The organism is Rathayibacter sp. AY1F4 (genome assembly GCF_002931775.1).
In the GTDB taxonomy this organism is placed as follows: Bacteria; Actinomycetota; Actinomycetes; order Actinomycetales; family Microbacteriaceae; genus Rathayibacter.
On the sequence record NZ_PSVE01000013.1, the window covers coordinates 84,098 to 108,011 of the forward strand.

A 23,914-nucleotide genomic window follows, 5' to 3' on the forward strand; every position below is an offset into this window, starting at 1 on the left:
CGCTCTAGCGGCCGCCGGGGCCCTTCGCGGCCCCGGGTGCGGCACCGCTGCCCGCGGGTGCGCCGACTCCGGTCGCCGCACCGCGAGCGCCGGGGCCGTTGCCGTTGCCGCCCGCGTTGCCGTTGCCGTTGCCGTTGCCGTTGCCGTTGCCGTTGCCGTTGCCGTTGCCGTTGCCGGGAGCGTTCCCGCTGTTGCCGGGTGCGCCACCGCTGTTCCCCGGAGCGTCGCCGCTGTTCCCCGGAGCGTCGTCGCCGGGAGCGGCCGGGGTCTCCTCCGCGGGCTCCTCCGGCTCGGTCGGCGTCTCCTCCGGCTCCGACTCCTCGGGCGAGGGGGCGGGGTCGTCCTCGGTCTCGACGGGGGCCGGCGTGTCCTCCGGCTCCTCCTCGACCGGGGTCGTCACCTCGGGAGCCGGGGCGGTCGTCTCGGCCGGCGCCGGCTCCGGGGCTCCCGCGATCAGGGCCTCGAGGTCGCCGCGGACGACGTCGACCTGCGCCTGCACCGTCGCTGCGCGGTCGGAGCTGACGGAGCCCTCGGCGAGCGCGGCGTCGAGCGCCGACTGCAGCGAGGCGAGCTCGGTGAGAGCGCCCTGGTAGTCGTCGGCCGACGCCTTCTCGGCGACGGCCACCACCGCGTCGTCGAGGGTCTGGGCGGTGCCCTCGTCGATGCCCTGCGGCGCGGAGGAGCATCCGCTCAGCAGCAGGACCGAGGCGAGCACGGCGCCGGCGGCGCACAGTCGGAGGCCCCTCACGAGCGGATGCTCTCGCGCAGCTGACGGAGGTGGTCGCCCAGCTCGCCGTCCACCTGCGGCAGTGGCGACTGGGGACCGTCGATCAGGATGATCGCGAGCCCGACGGCGACCGCGACCAGCGCGAGCACCAGCACGATCAGCCACGGGCTCGGGCCGCGGCGCTGCGGAGGAGCGGCCGCGGGGCGGAGCGGCGCCGGAGCGGTCTGCGGCGCCGGAGCGGTCCGCGGCGCCGGAGCGATCCGCTCGGTCGCGGTGAAGCGCTGCGTCGGAGCGATCACCTCCGTGGCCGGGTACGCGTCGGCCGCGAGCCGGCGGGTCGGATCGAGCGCCTCCGCCCGCGTGATCGGCTCGGTCTCGGCGAGCGGCTCCGTCGACATCACCCGGGTGGCGGGGACGTCGGGCACGACGATGGCCGCCGGCGGGGAGTCGCGCCGCGGATCGATCAGGCGGCGCGCCGACTCCGCCACTTGCAGCGCGGCGGGACGCTCGCCGGGCTCGCGCCGCGTCATCGCGGTCAGGAGCGAGGTCCAGCCGCTGCCGAGCGACTCCGAGACCTCGGGGTCGCGGAGCAGGCGGGCGAGCGTGACCTCGATCGCCGAGCCCGTGAACGGGCGGCGGCCGGTCAGCGACTCCAGGAGCACCAGGCCGAGGGAGTAGATGTCGCTCGCCGAGGTGACCGGGTCGCCGTGCGCCTGCTCGGGGCTGAGGTAGGCGGCGGTGCCGATGAGGGTGCCGGGCGCGGTGATCCGCGTCGCGTCGATGAGGGAGGCGATGCCGAAGTCGGCCAGCTTCGGGCGGAACTCGCGGCTGGTCAGCGGGCTCGGGACGAGCAGCACGTTCGACGGCTTCACATCGCGGTGCACGACTCCGGCCGCGTGGACCGTGTGCAGGGCCTCGCCGAGGTCGCCCGCCATCGAGGCGACGTCGTTCGGCGCGACCGGGCCCTCGGCGAGCCGCTCGGACAGGCTCGGGCCCTCGGCGAGCTCCATCACCATGTAGGCCTGGCCGTTGGTGTCGTCGCCGCCGTCGTGCGCGTCGTAGAGGGTGACGAGGGCGGGGTGGTTGAGCGCCGCGAGCAGCCGGATCTCGGACGCCTTGCGCTGCAGGTCCTGCGCGTCGTCGATGCCGGGGGCGAACATCTTCAGCGCGACGGAGCGGCCGAGGACGCCGTCTCGCGCCCGGTAGACCGTGGCCATGCCGCCGCGGCCGATCAGCTCCTCGATCGTGTACCGGCCGTCGACCGTCGTCCCGACGATGCGGGTGTCGCCTGTCCGGTGGGATGCCACGGGTCCTCCTCGCGGTCGGCGGCGGGTGTGCCGCGCCCCCCGGTGCGACCGTCGACCCAGGGTAGTACGTCCACCCTGCACGCCGCCCTCCCCCGGCCGGGCTGTCAAGCGGGTGCCCCCGCGCGCGCCCCGACGTAGCGTCAGAGTCCCGACGAAAGGCGACGACATGGACCAGGACCGCACGGAGCAGGACGACCAGGGCTCGACCATCGGCAAGCCGGACGGGGCGGCGCCCGCCACCTCCTCCGAGAGCGAGACCATCGAGAAGGACATCTCGGAGTCGCCCGGCAGCGAGCGCGAGACCGAGGCCAAGCAGGATTCGGACCCGGCGGAGAGCCGCACCGAGGTCTCCGGCTCGGCCGAGGTGAAGGCCGTGCCCGGCACGGGCGGCCCGGACGACGTGGGTGACGTCGAGGTCGACCCCGACGAGGTCTCGCTGAACGGCAAGCCGTTCCCGGGTCACGCCGGCACGAAGTAGGACGCCCGGGAGGGGCGGGGCCGCGGCTCCGCCCCTCCCGTCCACCCACCACCCGTCGTCCGCCCTCGCCCGGAGGTTCCGCAGACCGCGCGGATCGTCCCGAGCCTGTCAGGCGAACGGCGTCAGGCGAGCGGCGTCAGCAGGTCCGGGTCGCGGCGGTCGACGGTGCGGGAGTTGTTCACGCGGCGGTCGACCGGGTGGGCCGTGACGGTCGAGGCCATCGCGACGGACGCCCGGTCGAGGGTGGCGAGCATCTCCTCGGCGGAGGCGAGCGGAGCCGGGTCGAGCCAGGCGTCGCGCACGTCGGGCGTGAGGAACACCGGCATCCGGTCGTGCACCTCGCCGGAGGCGTCGCGCGCCTCGCGGGTGATGATCGTGAAGGAGACGCGCCAGTCGTCGCCCTCCTTGCGGGCCGTGTAGAGGCCGGCCGCGGCGAGGATCGGCTCCTCGCCCTGCAGGAACCAGGGCTGCTTGCCGTCGGCGCGGGTCTCCCACTCGTAGTACCCGCGCATCGGCACGATCGCGCGCTGCTTGGCGAACGCCCCGCGGAACAGGCCGTTCGTCGCGACCGACTCGAGGCGCGCGTTGATCGGCGAGGGCCCCCCGCCCTTCGACCAGGACGGGGTGAAGCCCCAGGACGCGAGCTCGAGCTCGCGCTCCCGCTCGCCGTCGTGGAGCCGCTCGCGGACGATCGGCGCGATGTCGGTGGGAGCGACGCTGTAGTCGGGCGCCCAGTCCTCGGCGCGCCCGCCCGCGGCGACGAACTCGCGGATCAGCTCATCGGTCTCGGAGTCCATCGCGAAGCGGCCGCACATGCGGGACAGGCTACGCCGCACCTCCGACGCCGCGCGAGGCGCCCGGTCCGACCACCCGGGACTTCGCGGACCAGAAGCGCATCAGCGCGCCGGCGAGGATCGAGCCCAGCGCGCCGGCGGCGAGATCGCCGAGCGTGTCCTCGTAGCCGACGAAGATCGAGGAGTCGATGAAGCGGTGCCCCGCCCACTCGCCCCACTCCCACAGGACGCCCGCCGTCGTCCCGAAGCAGGCGCAGAGCACGACCGCCGGGAGCAGCGGCCCGCGATCGCCCGCGACCGCCGGCACGACTCCGGCCCGCGCGGCGACGATGTAGGCCACCGCGGCGATCAGCCCGTTGAGCACGCAGTGCACGACCAGGTCCCACTGCGGCCAGGCCTCGTACAGGCCGAGGACGCTGCTCCAGGACGCCACGAGCAGCGCGAGCCCGAAGAGGGCGTCGAGCGCCGGACGGATGCCGAGGAAGCGCGGCAGCACCAGCCCGATCGCCGCGAGCGCGAGCACCGCCACGTCCACCAGGTCCCAGCCGATCGCGGCCGCCACGATGCTCGCCGCCCCGATCGCGCGGATGCCGTCGGCTGTCCACTCCCCGCGGGTGCGCGGGGGCTCGAGGAAGGTCTCGACGAGGGCGGAGCCGCTCACGGGTTCGTGAAGCGCAGCACGGCCTGGACCGGCTCGTGGTCGGAGGGCGCCGCTCCCCCGTAGCGGACGGCGTTGATCCCGGCGGAGACCACCTCGAACGCGCCCTCGCTGACGAGCAGCCAGTCGATCCGCTTGCCCGGCGCCGGCGGGCGGTAGTTCGAGAAGGTGCTCCACGAGTGGGTGAGGTGCTTCTCCGCCGTCTCCCACGCGTCCGCGAGGCGGCCCTCGTCGAGGATCGTCCGGTAGGGGACGGTGTCGACGTCGGTGTTGGTGTCGCCCATCACGATCGCGGGGCGTCCGAGCTCGAGGACGCGGCGGGCGATCAGCTCGGCGGAGCGCTGGCGCGAGCGCCGCGAGATGTGGTCGAAGTGGGTCGAGATCACGGTGAGCTCGCGGCTGGTCGCGTGATCGGTCAGCTCCGCGATCACGGCGGTGCGCGGGATGCGGTTGCCCCAGCTGCGCGAGCCGGCGACGTCCGGGGTGTCCGACAGGGCGATCTGGGTCCAGTGCCGGACGGCGTAGCGGCTGCGGTCGACGAAGAGCATCACGCGCTCGCCGCCGCGGTCCGCGTCCCGGCCGAAGCCCATCGCCTCGAAGGAGGAGCCCAGCGCCTCGTGCACGGCGGCCGACTGGTCCGGCAGCGCCTCCTGCACGGCGAGGATCGAGGGGCGCTCCTGCTCCAGCACCCGCTGGACGAGCGGGCGGCGCCGGTCCCACTGGTCGACGGCGCGGGAGGTGAGGCGCGGCATCCGGCGGCGGATGTTGTAGGTCATCACGTGCAGATCGGGCGCCTCGCTCGGGCCGATCAGAGGCGTCGCGTCGGTCATCACTCCACCCTACGGGGGCGGATCGAGGTGCCACGGAGGCTTGCGGTGACCGCTCCCGGCCGCTCTACTTCGGACATGCCCCTCTCCCAGGACCTCACCGCTCTCGCCGACGAGCGCTTCGTCTCGCTCACCACGTTCCGGAAGTCCGGGGACGCCGTCTCGACCCCGGTCTGGATCGCCCGCGACGGCGACGAGCTGATCGTCACCACTCCCCGCCGCAGCGGCAAGGTGAAGCGCCTCCGCAACGACGCGCGGGTGACCCTCGTCCCCTGCGACCGCCGCGGCCGCGTCTCCGACTACGCGGTGCCGGTCGAGGCCGCCGCGGAGATCGACGCCGACCCCGGCGAGGTGGAGCGCCTGGGCCGCGTGTTCCTGGCGAAGTACCGGCTCGAGTACCGCGTGTTCCTCCTGATCGAGGGCCTGGTCACCCGCGCCGACCGCACCCGCGTGATGCTCCGCGTCTCCGACCGCTGACCCGGCACCGCCCTACACCCCCGGAGGCTCCCGCCGGAAGGCCTGGGGGCCGCCGGACCCGAGGTCTACCGTGGGGCGATCGCCGGTGCCCCTGCGCGCTTCCCGCGCGCGCTCCGGCGGCAGTCAGAAGGAGCACGCAATGAGCATCGGAGCTGGGATCTTCCTCCTCGTCGTCGGCGCGGTCCTCGCCTTCGCGGTGGACGTGCAGGTGTCCGGGATCGACCTGAAGCTGGTCGGCTACATCCTCATGGCGGCCGGAGCGGTCGGCCTGATCCTCGGGCTGGTCCTGCTGACGCGCCGCCGCCAGGCCGTCTCGACCACGCGCTCGGCCGTCGACCCGGCCAGCGGCGAGCAGGTCACCCGCCGCTCGAGCGAGAGCGACGGCCCGCTGATCTGATCGGCGGAACGACGAAGGGCGGGACCTCGCGGTCCCGCCCTTCGTCGTTCACGGCCCTACTCGGCGGGCTCGTCCGGCTCGCCGCCGGAGACGGTGTCGGTGTCGCCGCCACCGGAGGAGGTGTCCGTCCCGGTGCCGTCGGGGAGGTCCTCGGTCTTCTCGGTGTCCTCACCCGTGGTGCGGTCGGTGCTCATGGCGCTCTCCCTTCGCGTCGGCGACCTGCCGACCCTCCCACTCTGCTCCGCCCGCGCCTCGCGGGGCAGGGGGTAGCGGAGGCGGAGGCCGGCGTGGAAGGCGCCTACTCCTCGACGACGATGGTGGTGATGACCGGGTTGCGGCGGTGTCGGCGGGTCAGCCAGCGGCCGAGGGTGCGCGTGATCAGCGCCTCCATGGCCTCGAGCTCGACCGGCTTGCCCGCGGCCTGCAGGACGGCGTCGTCGATCGCCTTGCTCGCGTTGGCCTTCCAGCCCGGCTCCTCGACGAAGCCGCGGGTGAAGAACTCGACCGGCTCGCCGAGCGTGCCGCGGTCGAGGTCGGCGATGGCGAGGACCGTGATGGCCCCCTCCTCGGCGAGGACGATGCGGTCGTTCATCGCGTCCTCGGTGGCGACGCCCATCGTGGTGCCGTCGACCAGGATCTGGTCGGCCGGGATGCGCCCGCTGATGCGCGAGCGGCCCTTCACCAGGTCGATCGAGACGCCGTCCTCGATGACGAAGACGTCCTTCTCGTCGATCCCGGTGCGGGTCGCGATCGCCGCGTTCGCGGTGAGGTGGCGCCACTCGCCGTGCACGGGGAGCACCGCGGTGGGGCGCAGGATGTTGTAGCAGTAGGCGAGTTCGCCCGCGCTGGCGTGACCCGAGACGTGCACCTTGGCGTTGCCCTTGTGCACGACGGTGGCGCCCCAGCGGGTGAAGGCGTTGATGATCCGGTAGATCGCGTTCTCGTTGCCGGGGATCAGCGAGCTGGCCAGCAGCACGGTGTCGCCGGGGCCGATGTCGATGATGTGGTCCTTGTTGGCCATGCGCGAGAGCGCCGCCATCGGCTCGCCCTGCGAACCGGTGCAGATCATCACGATCTCGGTCGCGGGGAGCTTCTCGAGCACCTTCATGTCGACGACGAGGCCGGCCGGGATCTTGAGGTAGCCCAGGTCGGCGGCGATGCCCATGTTGCGGACCATCGAGCGGCCGACGAAGGCGACCTTGCGGCCGTGGCGCTGCGCGGCGTCGAGGACCTGCTGGATGCGGTGCACGTGGCTCGCGAAGCTGGACACGACGATGCGGCGCGGCGCGGTGCGGAACACCTGGTCGATCGCGGGGGCGAGGTCGCCCTCCGAGATCGCGAAGCCGGGGACGTCGGCGTTCGTGGAGTCGACCAGGAACAGGTCGACTCCCTCGTCGCCGAGGCGCGCGAAGCCGGGGAGGTCGGTGGTGCGCCCGTCGAGCGGGAACTGGTCCATCTTGAAGTCGCCCGTGTGCAGCACGAGGCCGGCCTCGGTGCGGATCGCGACGGCGAGCCCGTCCGGGATGGAGTGGTTCACGGCGAGGAACTCGAGGTCGAAGACGCCGGCGTCGATCCGGTCGCCCTCCTTCACCGGGCGCGTGCGCGGCGTGATGCGGTGCTCCTGCAGCTTCGCGCTGATCAGCGCGAGGGTGAAGGTCGAGGCGATGATCGGGATGTCGCCGCGCTCCTTGAGGAGGTAGGGCACGCCGCCGATGTGGTCCTCGTGGCCGTGGGTGAGGACGATGGCCTCGATGTCCTTCAGGCGCGAGCGGATCGCGGCGAAGTCGGGGAGGATCACGTCGATGCCGGGCTGGTTCTCCTCGGGGAAGAGGACGCCGCAGTCGACGATGAGCAGCTTGCCCTTGTGCTCGAAGACGGTCATGTTGCGGCCGATCTCGCCGAGGCCGCCGAGCGGAGTGATCCGCATGGCGCCCTTCTCGAGGGGCTTGGGCTTGGGGAGCTCGAGGTGGTGGCGGGCGGGCTTGGCGGTTCTGGCGTTTCTCATGCGGTTCTTCCGGGAGGGAGTGGCTGGACGCGGGCGCGCGGCGCAGGGTCCGACCGCGCGCCCGGTCGGGCCGCGGTGATGTGTCGCTCCGGCGCTGTGAGCGCTGTCGGGAGCGGGTGGAGGTGTGCGGGACGGGGCCGGGCGGGGCCGCTCTCAGCGGGCGGTGCCGTCCGTGCGGCGCGCTCTCGCGCACCGACCGTCCCGTACATCCTGCCAGCGTTCCCTGGGTCGCGGGTCCAGGAGGCGGGATCCGGGCCTCGCAGGCGCTCAGGCGCGCGCGTCCTCCGGGGTCTCGGCGGCCTCCTCCGCCGCGCGGAGCACGCGCAGGGTGTTGCGTCCGGCGAGGTCGAGCAGCTCCGCGTCGCTCCAGCCGCGGTCGGCCAGCTCGGCCAGCAGGCGCGGGTAGCCCGAGACGTCGCCGAGCCCCTCGGGCAGGTCGGCGACGCCGTCGAAGTCGCTGCCGAGGCCGACGTGCCGGGACCCGACGGCCTCGCGGGCGGCGTCGACGTGGTCGGCGACCTGCGCGACGGTGACGAGCGGCGCCGGATGCGCGCGGCGCCACTGCTCGAAGGCGGCGAGCGCGGCGGGGTCGGCCACCGGGAACGCGGCCCGGTTCGCCCGCGCGGCGTCCTCGGGCGCCTCGGCGGGGCGGGGGGCGCGGGGCCAGGGCATCGACGTGGTGAGCCCGAGCGCGGCGCGGGCGGCGTCGGCCTCGGCCGACCAGTCGGCGAAGGCGCGCGAGACGAACTGCGCGACGAAGGCGATCTGCAGCACTCCTCCGTTCGCGGCGAGCGCCGCGAGGGCCCGGGCGGAGACGTTGCGCGGATGCGCGGCGACGTCCGCGACTCCGGAGTGGGAGTAGAGGACGGGAGCGGAGGTGGCGGCGAGCGCGGCGAGCTGGGTGCGCTCGGAGGTGTGCGAGAGGTCGACGACGACGCCGAGCCGGTTCAGCTCGTGGACGACGGCCACCCCGTCCGCCGTGAGCCCGCCCTCGACCGGGGTGCCGGTGGCGGCCTCCGCCCAGTCGAGGGAGCTGTTGTGCGTGAGCGTCATCGTCCGCACGCCCAGCCGGGCGAGCATCCGGAGCACGCCGAGGGAGGAGGCGACGGAGTGGCCGCCCTCGATCCCGAGGAAGGAGGCGATCCGGCCGGAGGCGACCGCCTGCTCCGCCTCCCGCACCGTGTTCACGATGCGCAGGTCGCGCGGGTGGGCGGCGGCGAACCGGTACGCGGCGTCGATCTGCTCCAGCGTCGCGGCCACCGCGTCGCCCTCGCTCTGCAGCGCCGAGACGAAGACCGACCAGACCTGCGCCGAGACGCCTCCCGCGCGCAGCCGCGGCAGGTCGGTGTGGAACTCCGGGCGGGGCCGGTCGAAGCCCTCGACTCGGTACCCCTCGTAGCGCCGCAGCCCGCAGAGCAGGTCGTTGTGCGTGTCGAGCAGCACCTCGCCCTCGAGGAGCCGGCGGAGGCGCTCGGCGCTCACGCGTCGTCGTCGGTGGGGATCGGCCCGACGCCGCGCCAGCGGGAGAACACCAGGGTCGTGTAGGTGTCGGCGACCACCGGATCGGAGGTGACGCAGTCGAGGACGAAGTCGCTCAGCTCGTCGGGGCTCGCGGCGACCACCTCGATCAGGTAGTCGTCCTCGCCCGCGACCAGCCACAGGTTCACCACCTGGGGCAGCTTCGACATCGCCTCGGCGAAGCGGGCGTTCTCGGCCCGCGAGTGCTCGCGCAGCTGGACGCGGAGGATCGCGCGGATGCCCTTGCCGAGCAGGCGCGCGTCGACCTCGGCGTGGAAGCCCGAGATGACTCCGCTCTCGATCAGCGCCCGCACCCGGGCCAGCGAGGAGGAGGGCGCGAGGCCGATCCGGTCGGCCAGCTCCTTGTTCGGGATGCGCCCGTCCTGCACCAGGACGTTGATGATCGCGCGGTCGACCTCGTCGAGCCGGACCGGCCTAATTATGTTCGGCAAGGGAGACACCTTTCGCGGGCGTGAGCTGCTTCTGTGCGGCCAGAGTGGGAATCGCTGTACAGGATACAGACCGTTTGCCTCAACGGGCATCGACGTGCAGACTTTCTGCGAGATCACCGAACGCATGCGCCAGTCCCCTCGATGACGCCGCACCCTCCCGACTCCCCCGAGTCTCCCGATGCACCACACACGAAGGGGTACCTCCTCCCATGAAACGGCTCCCGAAGCTCCTGATGGCGGCGGTCGCGATGACCGCGGCCGTCGGCCTGCTGTCCGCCTGCGGCACCGACTCGACGTCGTCGAGTCAGGCCGGCACGTCCTCCCACGTCCTCACCGTCGGCAAGCTGCTCCCCCTGCAGGCCGTCGATCCGCACAAGGTGAACGACGGCATGTCGAACGAGGTGCTCACCGCCGTCTTCGACGGCCTCTACACGCTCGACGCCGACGGCCAGATCGACCCGCTGATGGCGGAGAGCGTCGAGAAGTCCGACGACGGCCTCACCTACACCTTCACGATCCGCGACGCGTCGTGGAGCAACGGGACGCCGGTCACCGCGCAGGACTTCGAGTACTCGTGGAAGCGCCTGGTGAACCCGGCCACCGCGGCCCCGAACAGCAACGAGGCGGTCGCCGCCGGCATCAAGAACGCGAACGAGATCGTCAACGAGGGGATGGACTACACCCAGCTCGGCGTCACGGCGCTCGACGACAAGACCCTGCAGGTGCAGCTCGCCGCGGACGTGCCGTACTTCCAGGCGCTGCTGGTGCGGCCGGCGTTCCTCCCGGTGAACCAGGCCTACCTGGAGAGCGTGGGCGACACCTACGGCCAGACCCCCGAGACGACGATCTACAACGGGCCCTTCGTCTGGGACTCGTGGGACTTCGCGAACAACTTCTCGGTCGCCAGGAACGCCGACTACTGGAACGCCTCCGGCATCGACCTGGACGCGATCAAGTGGCAGGTGGTGAAGGACTCGCAGACCGCGGCGCTCCTCCAGGAGAGCGGCGACCTCGACTTCACCGAGATCTCCGGAAGCCTGATCGACCGCTACACCGACTCCCCCGAGCTGACCACGGCGCTCGAGGTGCACATGTGGTACTTCTACCCCAACCTCCAGAACCCGGCGCTCGCGAACGAGGACATCCGCACCGCGCTGGCCACCTCCTTCGACAAGGAGGCGCTCGCCGACGAGGTGCTGAAGAACGGCGCCCAGCCCGCCGACTACTTCGTCGGGCAGAACCTGGCGGTCGGACCCGACGGGAAGCAGTTCCGCGACACGGGCGGCAGCTACCTCGCCTACGACCTCGACGCGGCGCAGGCCGCCTGGACGAAGGGCCTCGCCGCCCTGGGCACCGACTCGGTGAGCCTGAAGCTCTCCTACTGGGACGACGAGGCCTCGATCGCGCAGGCCGAGTACATCGCCTCGCAGTGGGAGGCGAACCTGCCCGGTCTGAGCATCGAGCTCACCAGCCAGCCCAAGGCGACGGCGAACGAGCAGGCCACGGCCGGCGACTTCGACCTCTACCTCTTCCGCTGGGGCCCCGACTACAAGGACCCGATGGCGTTCCTGGAGCTGCTGTCCTCCACCTCCGCCCGCGACTTCGGCGGCTATGCGAACCCGGAGTACGACTCGATCATCGCCGCGGCCCGCACCGCCGACATGCTCTCCCAGCCGGAGGCGCGCTGGCAGAGCCTGCACGACGCGGAGGACATCCTGATGGGCGACGTGGCGGTGATCCCGACCGTGCAGAACGGCATCGCGATGCTGATCAACCCCGCCGTGCAGGGCATGGAGGTCCGCAACGTGAGCCTGACCTGGAACTACCGCCTCGTCACGAAGGACGACTGATGCGCACCACCCCCCGAGAGGAGACGGCACGATGACCGCGACGAGGACCCTGCGCGAGCTGATGGAGTCCGGGAGCGTCCTGGCCCCCTGCGTCTTCGACTGCTCCTCCGCCCGAGCGGTCGAGCTGGCCGGCTTCGAGGCGATGCTGCTGAGCGGATCGGAGGTGTCGATGTCGATGAAGGGCATCCCCGACCTCGGACTGCTCTCGCTGGAGGAGCTCCTCTGGGCGGTGGAGCGGATCGTCGACATGTCGCCGCTGCCGCTCGCGGTCGACATCGAGGACGGCTTCGGCGCGAGTCCCCTGCAGGTCTACGAGACCTGCAGGCGGGTGGCCAAGGCCGGCGCGATGGCGGTGCTGATGGAGGACGAGTTCGAGCCCGGCTACGCCCGGGACGTCTCGGCCGACAACATGATCCCCCGCGAGGAGTACTACGCGAAGGTGCGGGCCGCCGTCCGCGCCGTCGAGGGCACCGACTGCATGGTGATCGCGCGCAGCAACTACGGCAGCGCGAATCTGGAGGAGGGCATCCAGCGGATGATCGACTGCGTCGCCCTCGGAGCGCACGCGACGGTCGTGGTCAACGTCACGACCCTCGCGGACGCCGCCGAGGTGGCCCGCCGGGTGCCGGGGCTGAAGATGTTCGCCGACATCAACGCCAAGCGCGGCCTCGAGCAGATGTCGTTCGCGCAGCTGGCGGAGCTGGGCTTCCAGCTGGTCACGATGCACTTCACGATGAAGGCGTCCATGGCCGGGATGATCGAGGCCGGCCGGGCGAACCTCGCCGAGATGGGCAACACCTACTCGAACGAGCTGATGCCGGAGGAGTACCCGGGCCACAGCGGCATGGCGTTCTTCGCCGCGCAGGAGCTGCTCGACCTCGAGTCGGAGTTCTCGGGCCGCGTCCAGTCGTTCAACGACCCGCGGACCGTGCACACGGCCCCGGCCGGCTGAGCCCGACCGCACCACTGCAGGGCCGTCCGCCCGCGCCTCGAGCGCGGCGGGCGGCCCTTCGTCGTGCGCGGGGCGCGAGGGGCTCGGCGCCGAACATCGTTCGGCCGGCAGCCCTCACTGCCGCACGCAGCCGAATCCGCTTCGGCAGCAGCGGCGCATCGGCGCTTCTGTTCGGCTGACTTGCCGCTCGCTCGTGTTCTATGCAGACTTGAGCCACTACCACCGAACGACCGAGGCTCCGAAGCCGGATCAACGAAAGAGACTCACTCCCATGACTGAACTGGCACAGACGAGCGGAACCGCCACGATCGGCTCCTCTCAGCCCGACTTCGTCGAGATCGACGGCTTCACGCTCACGATCGAGGACATCGCCCTCGTCGCCCGCGGGCTCTCGGACGGCACGTTCCCCGAGGTCGTCCTCAGCGACGAGGCCCGCCGGGTCACCAACGAGGCCCGGGCCTACGTCGACGAGCACTTCCTCGCCCCCGACGCCCCCGCCATCTACGGCATCAACACCGGGCTCGGCCGGCTGATGGACGTCCGCGTCCCCGCCGAGGACCAGGCCCGCTTCCAGCGCCTGGTCATCAACTCCCACTCCGCCGGCGTCGGCGAGCCGCTCCCCCTCGACGAGACCCGCGCGCTCCTGCTGCTGCGCACCAACGCGATCGCCAAGGGCATGTCGGGCGTCCGGATCGAGTGCATCGACCGCCTGATCGCGATGCTCAACGCCGACGTCCTCCCGGTCATCCCGGGCCAGGGCTCGGTCGGCGCCTCGGGCGACCTCGCCCCCCTCGCGCACATGGTCAGCGTGATGGTCGGCCACGAGAAGGCCGAGGCCTACCACCGCGGCGTGCGGATGCCCGCCGTCGAGGCCCTCACGGCGGCCGGGCTCGCCACCGAGTTCGAGCTCAAGCCCAAGGACGTCCTCGCCCTGATCAACGGCTCCACCATCTCGCTCGCCACCGCCTGCCTCGCCCTGCACGACGCGTGGAGCCTCACCCGCCAGGCGGACGTGGCCCTCTCGCTCTCGCTCGAGGCGATCCGCGGCGAGCTCGACGCGTTCGACGAGCGCATCCACCTCGCCCGCAACGCCCCCGGCCAGGTCGACGTCGCCGCGAACGTCCGTGCCCTCACCGCGGGCAGCGAGCGCACCGTCGAGGAGGCGCGCCGCCTCCGCCTCCCGGACGAGCAGCGCGTCGGCGGCGTCTACAAGCCGCGCGTGCAGGACGCCTACTCGCTGCGCTGCGCGCCGCAGGTGCACGGCACGACCCGCGAGTCGCTCCTGTTCGCGCAGACGCTGCTGGTGCGCGAAGCCAACGCCGCGACCGACAACCCGCTGGTGCTCCCGGACGGCGAGGGCGGCTACGACGTCCTCTCCGGCGGCAACTTCCACGGTGAGCCGATCGGCGTCGCGGCCGACCTCATCGCGATCGCGGTCGCCGAGATCGGCGCCATCTCGGAGCGCCGCTCGTTCCGCCTCACCGACCCCAACCTCAGCTACGGCCTGCCGCTCAACCTCGTCGGCGGCCAGCTCGGCCTCAACACGGGCTTCTCGATCGTGCACTGCGCGGCGGCCGCCATCGCCTCCGAGAACAAGGTGCTGTGCTTCCCCTCCGTCGTCGACTCGATCCCGACGAAGGCGAACCAGGAGGACCACGTCTCGATGTGCACCTTCTCCTCGCGGAAGGCGCGCAGCATCATCCACAACACGCAGGTGATCCTCGGAGTGGAGTTCATCCTCGCCACCCAGGGCATCGACCTCGCGTCGCCGCACCTGGAGGACCGGGCGCTCGGCGAGGGCAGCACGGCCGCCTACGAGGCGGTCCGCTCGATCGTGCCGATGACCCGCGAGGACATCTACCAGTCGGAGCAGATGATCAACGCGCAGGCGATGGTCGTGCTCGGCACCGTCCTCACCGCCGTCGAGGCGCGCATCGGAGCCGTGCGGTGACCGCGGGCGGGACGGTCGTCCACGGCCGCGTCGTCACGCCGGGCGCCGTGATCGAGGACGGGGCGGTGGTCGTCGAGGACGGCCGCATCGCCGCCGTGCTCGGCGGACGCGAAGCGGCGCGCGCCCTCGCGGAGGCCTCGGTCGTGATCGGCGGCGCGGGGATGCTCGTCCTGCCCGGCGCGGTCGACGCGCACGTCCACGCCTTCTCGGAGCCGGCCGAGACGTTCACCGGCGCGACCTCGGCCGCCGCCGCGGGCGGGGTGACCACGATCCTCGACATGCCCTACGACGCGGGCAGCCCGGTGAACACGGCCGCCGCCGTCGTCGCCAAGCGCGAGCGCCTCGAGCGCGAGGCCGTCGTCGACGTCGCCCTGCACGGCACGGTCCGCCCCGGGGACGGCGCGCGGGATGTGGCCGGGATGATCGACGAGGGCGTCTGCGGATTCAAGGTCTCGCTGTTCGAGACCGACCCGATCCGCTTCCCCCGCATCCCCTCCGACCAGCTGCTCGAGGCCTTCGCGATCATGGCCGAGCGCGGCGTCCGCGTCGGCGTGCACGCGGAGGACGGCGAGATCATCGGCGCCCTCGTCGCGGCGGCGAGGGCCGCGGGCCGCACCGCCCCCCTCGACCACGTCCGCAGCCGCCCGCCCGTGTCCGAGACCTCCTCGGTGGCGCTCGGGCTCGAGCTCGCCTCGGCGGCCGGCGTGCCCTTCCACATCTTCCACGCGAGCCTCCCCGGCACCGTCGAGCTCGTGACGGCGAGCGCCGCCCGCGGGCTCGACGCGACGCTGGAGACCTGCCCGCACTACCTCGTCCTCACCGAGGACGACATGGAGCGGCTCGGCGCCCTCGGCAAGATCAACCCGCCTCTGCGCACCGCCGAGCACGCCCGCGGGATGTGGGAGGCGCTCGCCGACGGCCGCATCGGCCTGGTGACCTCCGACCACGCGCCGTGGCCGCTGGCGAAGAAGAGCGCCGACGTGATCTTCGACAACGCCTCCGGAGCGCCCGGCGTGCAGACCCTGCTGCCGATCGTGGTCGGCGCCGGATACCTCGGCGGCCGCCTCTCGCTGCTGCGCGCCGCCGAGGTCCTCGCGACGAACCCCGCCCGCGCATTCGGCCTCGGGCACCGCAAGGGCGCGATCGAGGCGGGCCTGGACGCGGACTTCGCCGTCGTCGACCCGTCCGGCACGACCGTGATCGACGACACCCCGATGCTCTCGACCGCCACCTGGAGCCCCTACGCCGGGATGTCCTTCCCCGGCCGCCTCGAGACCACCGTCGTCCGCGGCATCCCCGTCTTCAGCCGGGCCGAGGGCCTGCTCGCGGAGCCGGGCGACGGACGCTTCGTCGCGAGGGCCGCCTGATGGGCGAGCAGTCCCTCCGCGCCTTCGTCGACGCGCTGCCCGCCGACGAGCTCGTCACCCTCGAGCGCACCGTCGACGCCCGCTTCGAGCTGGCGAGCGTGCTCGCGCTGCTGGACCGCGGCCCGGCCGTGCGCCTGACCTCGGTCGCCGGCTCGGCCCACCCGGTCGTCGGCAACGTGCTCTCCAGCCGCGAGCGGATCGCCCGCGCCGTCGGCTGCCGCGTCGACGAGCTGCTCGACCGGCTCACCGCCGCGGTCGCCGACCGCACCCCGGTGCGCGTGGTCGAGGACGCTCCGGTGCAGGCCGTGCGCCTGCCCGCCGCGTCCGTGTGGGAGGAGGTCGTCGCTCCGGTCTGGTTCGAGAAGGACTCCGGCGGCTACCTCACCGCCGGGCTCATCGTGGCGTTCGACCCGGTGACCGGGCACCGCAACGCCTCCTACGCGCGGATCAAGCCGCTCGACGCGACCACCGGCTTCGTCGGGATCGCGCCGAACCACCACCTCACCGCGCTCTCGCGCTCGGCCGCGGCCGTCGGCGGGCTCCCCGTCGCCGTGGTCCTCGGCGCGCACCCGGCCGTGCAGCTCGCCGCCTGCTGCTACCTCGCCCTGGGCGACGACGAGCTGGAGCACGCCGCCCACCTGCTCGGCGAGGAGGTGCGGGTCGCGCGGGCCACGACGAGCGACGTGCTCGTCCCCGCCGACGCGGAGATCGTGATCGAGGGGATCCTGCACGCCGACCGGCCGGTGCACGAGGGCCTCGTGAACGAGTACCACGGCATGTACGAGGACTACGGCGACGGCATCACCCTCGAGGTCACCGCCGTGACCCGTCGCGAGTCCCCCGAGGTCCAGGTGATCCTGCCCGGCCTCTCCTCGGAGCACAGCTACATCGCGGCGCTGCCCATCGCCGCCGGCATCCGGCACGCGCTGCGCAACGTCGGCTGCGACATCGTCGACGTGGCGGTCACGCACTCCGGCGGCGGCCGGGTCGACGTGGTGGTCGCGATCGCGAACGGCCGTCCGGGCACCGCCAAGCGCGTGATGTTCGGCGCGTTCGCGGCCGTCAGCATGGTCAAGCAGGTCACCGTCGTCGACTCCGACGTGGACGCCTGGGACATGGAGCACGTGCACTGGGCCCGGACGAGCCGGATGCGGTGGGACCGCGACCTGATGCTGGTCGACGGGGTCGCCACCGACCGCAACGTGCCGATGCAGGTCGGCGGCACCGTGACGAAGGTCGGGATGGACGCGACCCGCAAGGAGGGCGACCGCGCCCTCGGCGCCGAGCTGGCCGTCCCGCCCGGGGACGTCCTCCGCCGGGTGCGCGACGCCCTCGTCGCCGACGGAGTCGCCCTCCGCCCCGCCGTCGTCGTGCACGGCTCCCTGGCCGACGACGGGGAGGACCCGCGATGACCCCCGACGTGCGCTTCCCCGACGCCGGCCGGCTGGCCCTCGACCTCGAGGAGATCGCCCGCCTCGTCGACTCCTCGCGCCCCGGCTGGAGCCGCGTGGCGATGACCGAGGTCGACACCGACTCCCGCCACTGGGTCGCCGAGCGGATGCGCTCCGCGGGCCTGGAGGTCCGGATCGACGGGATCGGCAACGTGATCGGCACCCTCGCCGGCACGGGAGCCGCCCGCCGCGCGATCGTGATCGGCTCGCACACGGACACGGTGGACGGCGGCGGGCGCTACGACGGCGTCGTGGGCGTGCTGGGCGCGATCGAGGTGGCGCGCCTGCTGCAGGAGTCGGGTATCCGGCTCCACCACGACCTGCGCGTCGTCGACTTCTACAACGAGGAGGCCAACCGCTTCGAGCTCTCCTGCCTGGGCAGCCGCGCGCTGGCCGGCTCCCTCACGGGCGAGCACCTCTCGGCGACCGACGACACCGGGCGCACCCTCGGCGCCGCCCTCGAGGCCGCCGGCTGGTCCGACCCGCTCTCGGGCACCCGCTGGAGTCCCGACGAGGTGCTCGGCTTTCTCGAGCTGCACATCGAGCAGGGCCCGGTCCTCGAGCGCGAGGGGCTGCCGCTCGGAGTCGTCACCTCGATCGCGGGCATCTCGCGGTTCCGCACCCTCTTCTCGGGCCGCCGCGACCACGCGGGCACCATGCCGATGGCGCTGCGGCACGACGCCGGCTGCGCCGCGGCCGGAGTGGTCCTCGCGGTCGAGCGCATCGCGTCCCGGGCCGCGGAGGCGGTCGGCACCGTCGGCTCCGTCACGTTCACTCCGGAGGCGACCAGCGTCGTCACCGAGAGCGCCCTGGTCACCGCGGAGTTCCGCAGCCCCGACCCCGGCTGGTTCACCCTCGCCCGCGAGCAGATCGCCGAGGCCGCGGCCTCCGAGGCGGCGGCCCGCGGCCTCGGCCACGAGGTGACCTGGCTGCCCTGGGAGCGCCCGACGGCCATCGACCCCCGCCTCGCGGACGGCATCGGCCGCTCCATCGAGCGCCTCGGCCACCCCGCCGCCCGCCTCTACAGCGGAGCCGGGCACGACGGGGTGCAGATGGCGAGACTGGGACCCATCGGCATGATCTTCATCCCCTCGCAGGACGGCCGCAGCCACTGCCCGGAGGAGTACACCGGGATCACGGACATCGCGGTGGGCGTGCACGCGCTCGCGCAGTCCGTGCTCACCCTCGACAAGGAAGGCCTCGCATGAACCGCACCCGCCAGGAGCCCCCCGGCCGCGTGATCGTCGCCATCACCGGCGCCTCCGGAGTCGGGATCGGGGTCCGCATCCTCGAGCTGCTGCGGATGGATCCGGGGCTGCGCAGCGACGTCATCGTCTCGAAGGCGGGCGCGATGACGCTCGACCAGGAGTGCGGCCTCACCCAGAAGCAGGTGGAGGCGCTCGCCGACACGGCCCACCGGCCCGCGCACATCGGCGCCTCCATCGCGTCGGGGTCCACGCCCGCCACGGCGATGGTGATCGCGCCCTGCACGATCAAGACCCTGAGCGGCATCGCCTACGGCCTCGCCGACAACCTGATCACGCGGGCGGCCGACGTCTGCCTCAAGGAGGGCGTGCCGACGCTCCTGATGGTGCGGGAGTCGCCGCTGCACCGCGGCCACCTCGCCGCGATGGACGCGGTGGCCCGCTCGGGCGGCATCATCGCGCCGCCGGTCCCCGCCTTCTACACGCGGCCCGCCTCGGTGGAGGAGATCATCGATTCCCTCGCCCGCCGCGCCCTGGTGCGCGTGGGGCTGACCCAGTTCCACGCCCGCTCCTGGGCCGGCATCCCCGAGGACGGCGAGCGCGCCGTGCTCGCCGAGGGGTCGAGCCGGTGACGAAGTACGTCGCCACCCGGCTGCTCACCTCGGTCTTCACGATCGTCGCGATCGCGATCGTGATGTTCGCGCTGCTGCAGCTGCTCCCGGGCTCGCCCTTCAACAGCGAGAAGCTCGACGCGGTGCAGAAGGCGCTCCTCACGCAGAAGTACGGGCTCGACGAGCCGGTGCTCCTGCGGCTGGGCACCTACCTGGTGAACCTCGCCCGCGGCGACTTCGGCATCTCGTACAACCTCATCCCGGACTTCCCCGTCTCGGAGATGCTCGGCAGCCGCCTGCCCGTGACGATCCGCATCGGCCTGCAGGCCCTCGTCCTCGGCGTGGTGCTGGGCCTGCTGATCGGCATCGTCTCGGCGATCCGCCCGCGCGGCTGGTTCGACAACCTCTCGACGTTCGTCTCGGTGATCGCCTTCAGCGTCCCGTCGTTCGTCATCGCGCTGCTGCTGGTCTACTTCGTCGGCTTCGAGTGGAAGCTGCTGCCGATCCGGTACTCCGAGTCGGACCCCTTCACCTCGAGCGTGCTGCCGACGATCTCGCTCGCCGCCTACGTGATGGCGGTGACCGCCCGCTACGCCCGCTCCGAGATGCTCGACTGCCTCGAGAGCGACTACATCCTCCTGGCGAAGGCGAAGGGCATCGGCCCCTCCAAGGTGATCGGCCGGCACGCGCTGCGCAACACCCTGGTCTCGATCATCACGGTGCTCTCGCCGCTGCTGATCGGCCTGATCACCGGCTCCGTCGTCATCGAGCAGATCTTCGGAGCGCCGGGCCTGGGCCAGCTGCTGCTCACGGCGATCCAGAACGTCGACTACAACATCGTCATCGCGATCAGCCTCGTCTACAGCATCATCTACATCCTCGTGATGCTGCTCGTCGACGTGCTCTACGGACTGATCGACCCCCGCATCCGACTGGCAGGACAGGCAGCATGAGCGACCGCGTCTCCCCCACGGCCGGCCTCGACGCCGGCGTCCCGCCCGAGGGCCTGCGCCTCGTCTCGCCGGGCAACCGGCCCGCCGGCCCGCCGACCACCTCCACCCGCATCATCCGCGGCGGCGGCCGCGACATCGCCCGGCGCTTCCGCGGCAACTGGCCCGCGATGGTCGGCCTGGTGCTGCTCGTGGTCATCGTCGTGCTGAGCCTGGTGGTCCCCTTCTTCCCCGCGGCCGGAGGAGGCGCGGACGTCGGCTCGCGCTTCCTCCCGCCGCGCGTGCCGCTGCTCGAGGGCCTCGGGATCCTCGACGGCACCCGCGACGGCCAGGACGCGTACGCCGCGGCGGGCCTGCCGCCCGGCACCTACTTCCTCTTCGGCACCGACGAGCTGGGTCGCGACGTGTGGTCGCGGGTCTGGAGCGGCACCCGCGTCTCGCTCCTGATCGCCGTGATCGCCTTCGCGATCGACGTGGTCATCGGCATGACCTACGGCCTGGTCTCGGGCTACTTCGGCGGTCGCACCGACTCGGCGATGCAGCGCGTGGTCGAGGTGCTCTCCGGCATCCCGCAGCTGGTGATCGTGACGCTCTTCGTGGTCGCCGTCGGGCCGGGCATCGGCGCCATCGTCTTCGGCCTCCTGCTGAGCAACTGGCTCGCGATGAGCCGCGTCAGCCGCGCGCAGGCGCTGCGCCAGAAGACGGAGGAGTACGTGCTCGCCTCGCGCACCCTCGGAGCGCGGGACAGCCGGATCGTGTTCGTCGAGATCCTCCCGAACATCATCGGCCCGATCGTGACGATGAGCATGTTCTCGATCCCGTCCGCGATCTTCACCGAGTCGTACCTGTCGTTCGTGGGCCTGGGCGTCCAGGCGCCGATGGCCTCGCTCGGCTCGCTCGTCAGCGTCGGCTACAAGTCGTTCCTCTCCTACCCGTTCCTCGTGATCGTCCCCGTGGTCGTGCTGGGCCTGCTCATGGTGGCGTTCACGCTCGTCGCCGACGGGCTGAAAGAGGCCACCGATCCGCGACTGTCCCACTCGAGAGGCCACTGACATGACCGAGAGCAGCACGGGCACGACCCGTCAGGACACGGCCGGACCGGAGCGCGGCAGGGTCCTCCTGTCGGTGCGCGATCTGGCGATCTCGTTCGACAACGAGTGCGGCAGCGTGGAGGCGATCCGCGGACTGGGCTTCGACCTGCACGAGGGCGAGGTGGTCGCGATCGTCGGCGAGTCCGGCAGCGGCAAGTCGGTGACGGCGCGCGCGATCCTCGGCCTGATGGCCCGCAACCAGCGGATCACCGCGGGCAGCATCGAGTTCTCGCACCGGAGCGACGACGGCACGGTGACCACGAAGGACATCGCGGCGATGCCCGAGTCGGCGATCCGCCGCGAGATCTGCGGTCGCCGCATCGCGATGGTGTTCCAGGACGCCCTGACCTGCCTCGACCCGACGATGTCGGTCGGCAAGCAGGTGATGGAGGGGATCCAGGAGCACTTCGGGCTCGGCCGTCGCGAGGCGCGCGCCCGGGCCGTGGAGCTGCTCGGCGAGGTCGGCATCGACGATCCGGAGCGGCGGTTCAAGCAGTACCCCCATCAGCTCTCCGGAGGCATGTGCCAGCGGGTCAACATCGCCATTGCGCTGTCGTGCAACCCGGACGTGCTGATCTGCGACGAGCCGACGACCGCGCTCGACGTGACGATCCAGCTGCGGATCCTCGAGCTGCTGAAGCGCCTGCAGGCGGACCGCGGGCTCTCGGTGATCTTCATCACCCACGACCTCGGCGTCGTCGCGACCGTCGCCGACCACGTCAGCGTGATGTACGCCGGACGGATCATCGAGCAGGGCACCGCCGAGCAGGTCTTCTACGATCCGCGGCACCCCTACACCTGGGGCCTGCTCTCGGCGATGCCGGACCTGACCACCGACTCCCCCGAGCTGTTCGCCATCCCCGGCAGCCCGGCGAGCCTGGTGAACCGCGCGCCGGGAGACCCCTTCGCTCCGAGGAACCCGTTCGCGCTCGAGATCGACTTCGTCGAGGAGCCGCCCCTCTTCGACGTGGGCGGCGGACACCGGGTCGCCTCGTGGCTCTGCCACCCCTCCGCTCCCCCGGTCGAGACGCCGGCGCCGCTGCGCGCCAAGATCGACGCCATGCTCGACCCCAGTGAAGGACCGACCCCGTGACCGCACTCGCTCCGACGCCCGACTCCGCGCCCACCCTGCTCTCGGTGCGCGGCCTCACCCAGGTGTTCCGGCTGGGCCGGCGGCACCACGTGACCGCGATCGGCGGCGTCGACTTCGAGATCCGGCGCGGCGAGACCTTCGGGCTGGTCGGCGAATCCGGCAGCGGCAAGTCCACGATCGGCCGCTCGATCATCCGGCTGATCGACCCGACCGACGGCCAGGTCGTGCTCGCGGGCCGCACGATCAGCGGCCGGCTCGACGCCGCCCAGCGTGACCACCTGCGCTCCAGCATCCAGATGATCTTCCAGAACCCGATGTCGAGCCTCAATCCGCGCAAGACCGTCTTCGACATCGTCGCGCAGGGACTCACCACCCAGCGCCGGTACTCCTCGGCGGCCGAGCGCGACGAGAAGGTCTACGCGATCCTCGAGAAGGTCGGCCTCGACCGCTCCCACGCCGACCGCTACCCGCACCAGTTCTCGGGCGGCCAGCGGCAGCGCATCGGCATCGCCCGCGCGCTCGTGATGCAGCCCGACCTCGTGATCGCGGACGAGTGCGTCTCGGCGCTCGACGTCTCGATCCAGGCGCAGGTCGTGAACCTGATGCGCGCGCTCCAGGAGGAGCTCGGCACCGCGTACCTCTTCATCGCCCACGACCTCGCGATGGTGAAGTACATCTCGGACCGCATCGGGGTCATGCACAAGGGCCACCTGGTCGAGACGGGCACGACGGCCGAGATCTTCTCCGGGCCCGTGCACCCCTACACCCGCTCGCTGCTGCGCGCCGTGCTCTCGGCCGACCCGCGCGCGATGCGCCGCCGCGCCCCCTCCGAGCCGTACGACCCGGTCGCGCTCGGGATCGACTACTCGGCCGGGAGCGTCCACGAGCTCTCGCCGACCCATCGCGTTCTGGCGACCCCGGAGGAGCTGGCGGCCTGGCGCGCATGACGGCCGCCCGGCGTCAGGACTCGTCGGCCTCGAAGCGCAGGGGCCGGTCGGCCACCGGCAGCCCGGAGTCGCGCACGGCGGCCTCGATCGCGGCGTGCCCGACGTCGGGCGCGACGATCCGCAGGCCGTTCTCGGTCGCCCAGTAGGCGGTGACGCCGTGCTCCTCGACGAGGGTCGTGAGCAGCGCGGCGGTCCGCTCCTGCTCGCCGGGACCGACGGTGATCGCGGCCCACGGGCCGGAGATCTCGACCGGGGCGCCCCGCTCCGCTCCCGCAGCGTCCCGCAGGTCCTCCGCCGCCCGGACGATCGGGAGCAGCGCGGGCAGCCCGCCGGAGACGTCCTCGAAGGAGTCGAGGGCGAAGGCCCCCTCGCGGAGCGACGCGTGCAGCTCCAGGCCGCGGCCGAGGCCGTCGATCCGGTCGAGCAGGCCCGACGCGTCGACAGCGGGAGCGGGGCACGCGCCGGTCGGCTCCTCCGCGCCCGCGAAGGAGAGGGCGTTCCCGCCTGCTGACGTCACCCGGAACGACCACAGCACCGGATCCGCGTACTCGGTCGCGCAGGCCGTCGCGAGGGCGTCGGCGAGCGCCGGCTCCTCGACCGCGACCCCGACCCACGAGGTCGGCGGGCCGAACGCCGGCGCCTCGACCCAGCGCTCGGCGCCGTCGAGGGAGACTCCGGGCACCGCGGCGACCTCGCTCGTCAGACGGTCGAAGCCGGCGTCGGGCCGCGCGAACGGCGTCTCGTCGATCGTCCAGACGAGGAGCGTCAGCCCGCCGACGGCGAGGGCCGCGGCGAGGACGCCGGCG

General features: G+C 72.5%; 24 protein-coding genes. 14 read left to right on the forward strand and 10 right to left on the reverse strand.

The window, feature by feature from the left end; translation table 11 throughout:
* Positions 1-4: 4 nt before the first annotated feature.
* Together C5C59_RS17255 and C5C59_RS09995 are read right to left on the reverse strand one after the other, a co-directional pair.
* Positions 5-748: a hypothetical protein gene (locus C5C59_RS17255; RefSeq protein ID WP_181134872.1), complete on the reverse strand. Its 744-nt coding sequence runs from the start codon at positions 746-748 to the stop codon at positions 5-7.
* A complete protein-coding gene (locus tag C5C59_RS09995) occupies positions 745-2,034 on the reverse strand; it encodes a serine/threonine-protein kinase (protein WP_181134873.1) in 1,290 nt (429 codons plus the stop codon). The genes C5C59_RS17255 and C5C59_RS09995 overlap by 4 nt, the downstream gene beginning before the upstream one ends.
* A 166-nt stretch (positions 2,035-2,200) precedes the next feature.
* On the opposite strand from C5C59_RS09995, the gene C5C59_RS17260 reads away from it, so the two are divergent.
* Positions 2,201-2,512, forward strand: a complete 312-nt coding sequence (locus C5C59_RS17260) for a hypothetical protein (protein WP_104222919.1) — start codon at positions 2,201-2,203, stop codon at positions 2,510-2,512.
* A gap of 122 nt (positions 2,513-2,634) precedes the next feature.
* Here C5C59_RS17260 and C5C59_RS10005 read toward each other — a convergent pair whose 3' ends face one another.
* Genes C5C59_RS10005 through C5C59_RS10015 form a run of 3 tightly spaced genes read right to left on the reverse strand, consistent with a single transcriptional unit; the run spans position 2,635 to position 4,794 of the window.
* Complete coding sequence (locus C5C59_RS10005; protein WP_104238820.1) at positions 2,635-3,327, reverse strand: SOS response-associated peptidase; 693 nt, start codon at positions 3,325-3,327, stop codon at positions 2,635-2,637.
* Between the two features lie 10 nt (positions 3,328-3,337).
* On the reverse strand, positions 3,338-3,967 hold the full coding sequence (locus C5C59_RS10010) for a hypothetical protein (protein ID WP_104226114.1): 630 nt from the start codon (positions 3,965-3,967) through the stop codon (positions 3,338-3,340).
* The gene (locus C5C59_RS10015; RefSeq protein WP_104238819.1) at positions 3,964-4,794 is read right to left on the reverse strand and encodes an endonuclease/exonuclease/phosphatase family protein; all 831 of its coding nucleotides are present in this window, start codon (positions 4,792-4,794) and stop codon (positions 3,964-3,966) included. The genes C5C59_RS10010 and C5C59_RS10015 overlap by 4 nt, the downstream gene beginning before the upstream one ends.
* 75 nt (positions 4,795-4,869) lie before the next feature.
* Between C5C59_RS10015 and C5C59_RS10020 the strand changes: the two genes are divergently transcribed.
* Together C5C59_RS10020 and C5C59_RS10025 are read left to right on the forward strand one after the other, a co-directional pair.
* A complete protein-coding gene (locus C5C59_RS10020) occupies positions 4,870-5,268 on the forward strand; it encodes a PPOX class F420-dependent oxidoreductase (protein ID WP_104238818.1) in 399 nt (132 codons plus the stop codon).
* 139 nt (positions 5,269-5,407) lie between these two features.
* Entirely contained in the window at positions 5,408-5,665 is a 258-nt protein-coding gene (locus tag C5C59_RS10025) for a DUF6458 family protein (protein ID WP_104222924.1), read from the forward strand.
* Positions 5,666-5,721: 56 nt separating this feature from the next.
* Here the strand turns inward: C5C59_RS10025 and C5C59_RS17265 are convergent, their stop codons facing one another.
* The 4 genes from C5C59_RS17265 to C5C59_RS10040 form a co-directional block, all read right to left on the reverse strand.
* Positions 5,722-5,859, reverse strand: coding sequence for a hypothetical protein (locus C5C59_RS17265; RefSeq protein ID WP_159940924.1), 138 nt, complete (start codon positions 5,857-5,859; stop codon positions 5,722-5,724).
* A 104-nt stretch (positions 5,860-5,963) separates the two neighbouring features.
* Positions 5,964-7,670, reverse strand: a complete 1,707-nt coding sequence (locus C5C59_RS10030; protein ID WP_104222925.1) for a ribonuclease J — start codon at positions 7,668-7,670, stop codon at positions 5,964-5,966.
* Positions 7,671-7,937: 267 nt separating this feature from the next.
* Entirely contained in the window at positions 7,938-9,152 is a 1,215-nt protein-coding gene (locus tag C5C59_RS10035) for a dipeptidase (RefSeq protein WP_104238817.1), read from the reverse strand.
* On the reverse strand, positions 9,149-9,640 hold the full coding sequence (locus tag C5C59_RS10040; RefSeq protein ID WP_208543320.1) for an Lrp/AsnC family transcriptional regulator: 492 nt from the start codon (positions 9,638-9,640) through the stop codon (positions 9,149-9,151). Before C5C59_RS10040 ends, C5C59_RS10035 begins: the two co-directional genes overlap by 4 nt.
* Positions 9,641-9,849: 209 nt before the next feature.
* Between C5C59_RS10040 and C5C59_RS10045 the strand changes: the two genes are divergently transcribed.
* The 11 genes from C5C59_RS10045 (at position 9,850) to C5C59_RS10095 (ending at position 23,108) form a co-directional block, all read left to right on the forward strand.
* A complete protein-coding gene (locus C5C59_RS10045; RefSeq protein ID WP_104238815.1) occupies positions 9,850-11,490 on the forward strand; it encodes a peptide ABC transporter substrate-binding protein in 1,641 nt (546 codons plus the stop codon).
* Positions 11,491-11,521: 31 nt separating this feature from the next.
* Positions 11,522-12,442: an oxaloacetate decarboxylase gene (locus C5C59_RS10050; protein WP_104238814.1), complete on the forward strand. Its 921-nt coding sequence runs from the start codon at positions 11,522-11,524 to the stop codon at positions 12,440-12,442.
* 271 nt (positions 12,443-12,713) lie between these two features.
* On the forward strand, positions 12,714-14,393 hold the full coding sequence (gene hutH, locus C5C59_RS10055; RefSeq protein ID WP_104238813.1) for a histidine ammonia-lyase: 1,680 nt from the start codon (positions 12,714-12,716) through the stop codon (positions 14,391-14,393).
* Positions 14,390-15,760, forward strand: a complete 1,371-nt coding sequence (locus C5C59_RS10060) for a dihydroorotase family protein (RefSeq protein WP_104238812.1) — start codon at positions 14,390-14,392, stop codon at positions 15,758-15,760. Before hutH ends, C5C59_RS10060 begins: the two co-directional genes overlap by 4 nt.
* Positions 15,760-17,172 carry a UbiD family decarboxylase gene (locus C5C59_RS10065; RefSeq protein WP_104238811.1) on the forward strand — a complete coding sequence of 471 codons (1,413 nt, stop codon included), beginning with the start codon at positions 15,760-15,762 and terminating at the stop codon, positions 17,170-17,172. Before C5C59_RS10060 ends, C5C59_RS10065 begins: the two co-directional genes overlap by 1 nt.
* Entirely contained in the window at positions 17,169-18,419 is a 1,251-nt protein-coding gene (locus tag C5C59_RS10070; RefSeq protein ID WP_104238810.1) for a M20 family metallo-hydrolase, read from the forward strand. Before C5C59_RS10065 ends, C5C59_RS10070 begins: the two co-directional genes overlap by 4 nt.
* The gene (locus C5C59_RS10075) at positions 18,416-19,048 is read left to right on the forward strand and encodes a UbiX family flavin prenyltransferase (protein ID WP_104238809.1); all 633 of its coding nucleotides are present in this window, start codon (positions 18,416-18,418) and stop codon (positions 19,046-19,048) included. The genes C5C59_RS10070 and C5C59_RS10075 overlap by 4 nt, the downstream gene beginning before the upstream one ends.
* On the forward strand, positions 19,045-19,980 hold the full coding sequence (locus tag C5C59_RS10080) for an ABC transporter permease (RefSeq protein ID WP_104238808.1): 936 nt from the start codon (positions 19,045-19,047) through the stop codon (positions 19,978-19,980). The genes C5C59_RS10075 and C5C59_RS10080 overlap by 4 nt, the downstream gene beginning before the upstream one ends.
* The gene (locus C5C59_RS10085) at positions 19,977-21,029 is read left to right on the forward strand and encodes an ABC transporter permease (protein WP_104238807.1); all 1,053 of its coding nucleotides are present in this window, start codon (positions 19,977-19,979) and stop codon (positions 21,027-21,029) included. The genes C5C59_RS10080 and C5C59_RS10085 overlap by 4 nt, the downstream gene beginning before the upstream one ends.
* A gap of 1 nt (position 21,030) precedes the next feature.
* Positions 21,031-22,161, forward strand: coding sequence for an ABC transporter ATP-binding protein (locus tag C5C59_RS10090; RefSeq protein WP_104238806.1), 1,131 nt, complete (start codon positions 21,031-21,033; stop codon positions 22,159-22,161).
* Entirely contained in the window at positions 22,158-23,108 is a 951-nt protein-coding gene (locus C5C59_RS10095; RefSeq protein WP_104238805.1) for an ABC transporter ATP-binding protein, read from the forward strand. The genes C5C59_RS10090 and C5C59_RS10095 overlap by 4 nt, the downstream gene beginning before the upstream one ends.
* 13 nt (positions 23,109-23,121) lie before the next feature.
* Here the strand turns inward: C5C59_RS10095 and C5C59_RS17270 are convergent.
* A partial coding sequence (locus tag C5C59_RS17270) for a hypothetical protein (protein ID WP_181134874.1) occupies positions 23,122-23,914 on the reverse strand: 793 nt, incomplete at its 5' end.

What these genes read in the sequence shown, in the direction of transcription:
- C5C59_RS10020 (WP_104238818.1), top strand. Translation starts at nt 4,870, where the DNA reads ATGCCCCTCTCCCAGGACCTCACCGCTCTCGCCGACGAGCGCTTCGTC.
- C5C59_RS10050 (WP_104238814.1), top strand. Translation starts at nt 11,522, where the DNA reads ATGACCGCGACGAGGACCCTGCGCGAGCTGATGGAGTCCGGGAGCGTC.
- hutH (WP_104238813.1), top strand. Translation starts at nt 12,714, where the DNA reads ATGACTGAACTGGCACAGACGAGCGGAACCGCCACGATCGGCTCCTCT.
- C5C59_RS10085 (WP_104238807.1), top strand. Translation starts at nt 19,977, where the DNA reads ATGAGCGACCGCGTCTCCCCCACGGCCGGCCTCGACGCCGGCGTCCCG.
- C5C59_RS10065 (WP_104238811.1), top strand. Translation starts at nt 15,760, where the DNA reads ATGGGCGAGCAGTCCCTCCGCGCCTTCGTCGACGCGCTGCCCGCCGAC.
- C5C59_RS17265 (WP_159940924.1), bottom strand. Translation starts at nt 5,859, where the DNA reads ATGAGCACCGACCGCACCACGGGTGAGGACACCGAGAAGACCGAGGAC.
- C5C59_RS10075 (WP_104238809.1), top strand. Translation starts at nt 18,416, where the DNA reads ATGAACCGCACCCGCCAGGAGCCCCCCGGCCGCGTGATCGTCGCCATC.
- C5C59_RS10070 (WP_104238810.1), top strand. Translation starts at nt 17,169, where the DNA reads ATGACCCCCGACGTGCGCTTCCCCGACGCCGGCCGGCTGGCCCTCGAC.
- C5C59_RS10045 (WP_104238815.1), top strand. Translation starts at nt 9,850, where the DNA reads ATGAAACGGCTCCCGAAGCTCCTGATGGCGGCGGTCGCGATGACCGCG.
- C5C59_RS10025 (WP_104222924.1), top strand. Translation starts at nt 5,408, where the DNA reads ATGAGCATCGGAGCTGGGATCTTCCTCCTCGTCGTCGGCGCGGTCCTC.
- C5C59_RS17260 (WP_104222919.1), top strand. Translation starts at nt 2,201, where the DNA reads ATGGACCAGGACCGCACGGAGCAGGACGACCAGGGCTCGACCATCGGC.
- C5C59_RS10090 (WP_104238806.1), top strand. Translation starts at nt 21,031, where the DNA reads ATGACCGAGAGCAGCACGGGCACGACCCGTCAGGACACGGCCGGACCG.
- C5C59_RS10030 (WP_104222925.1), bottom strand. Translation starts at nt 7,670, where the DNA reads ATGAGAAACGCCAGAACCGCCAAGCCCGCCCGCCACCACCTCGAGCTC.
- C5C59_RS10015 (WP_104238819.1), bottom strand. Translation starts at nt 4,794, where the DNA reads ATGACCGACGCGACGCCTCTGATCGGCCCGAGCGAGGCGCCCGATCTG.
- C5C59_RS10005 (WP_104238820.1), bottom strand. Translation starts at nt 3,327, where the DNA reads ATGTGCGGCCGCTTCGCGATGGACTCCGAGACCGATGAGCTGATCCGC.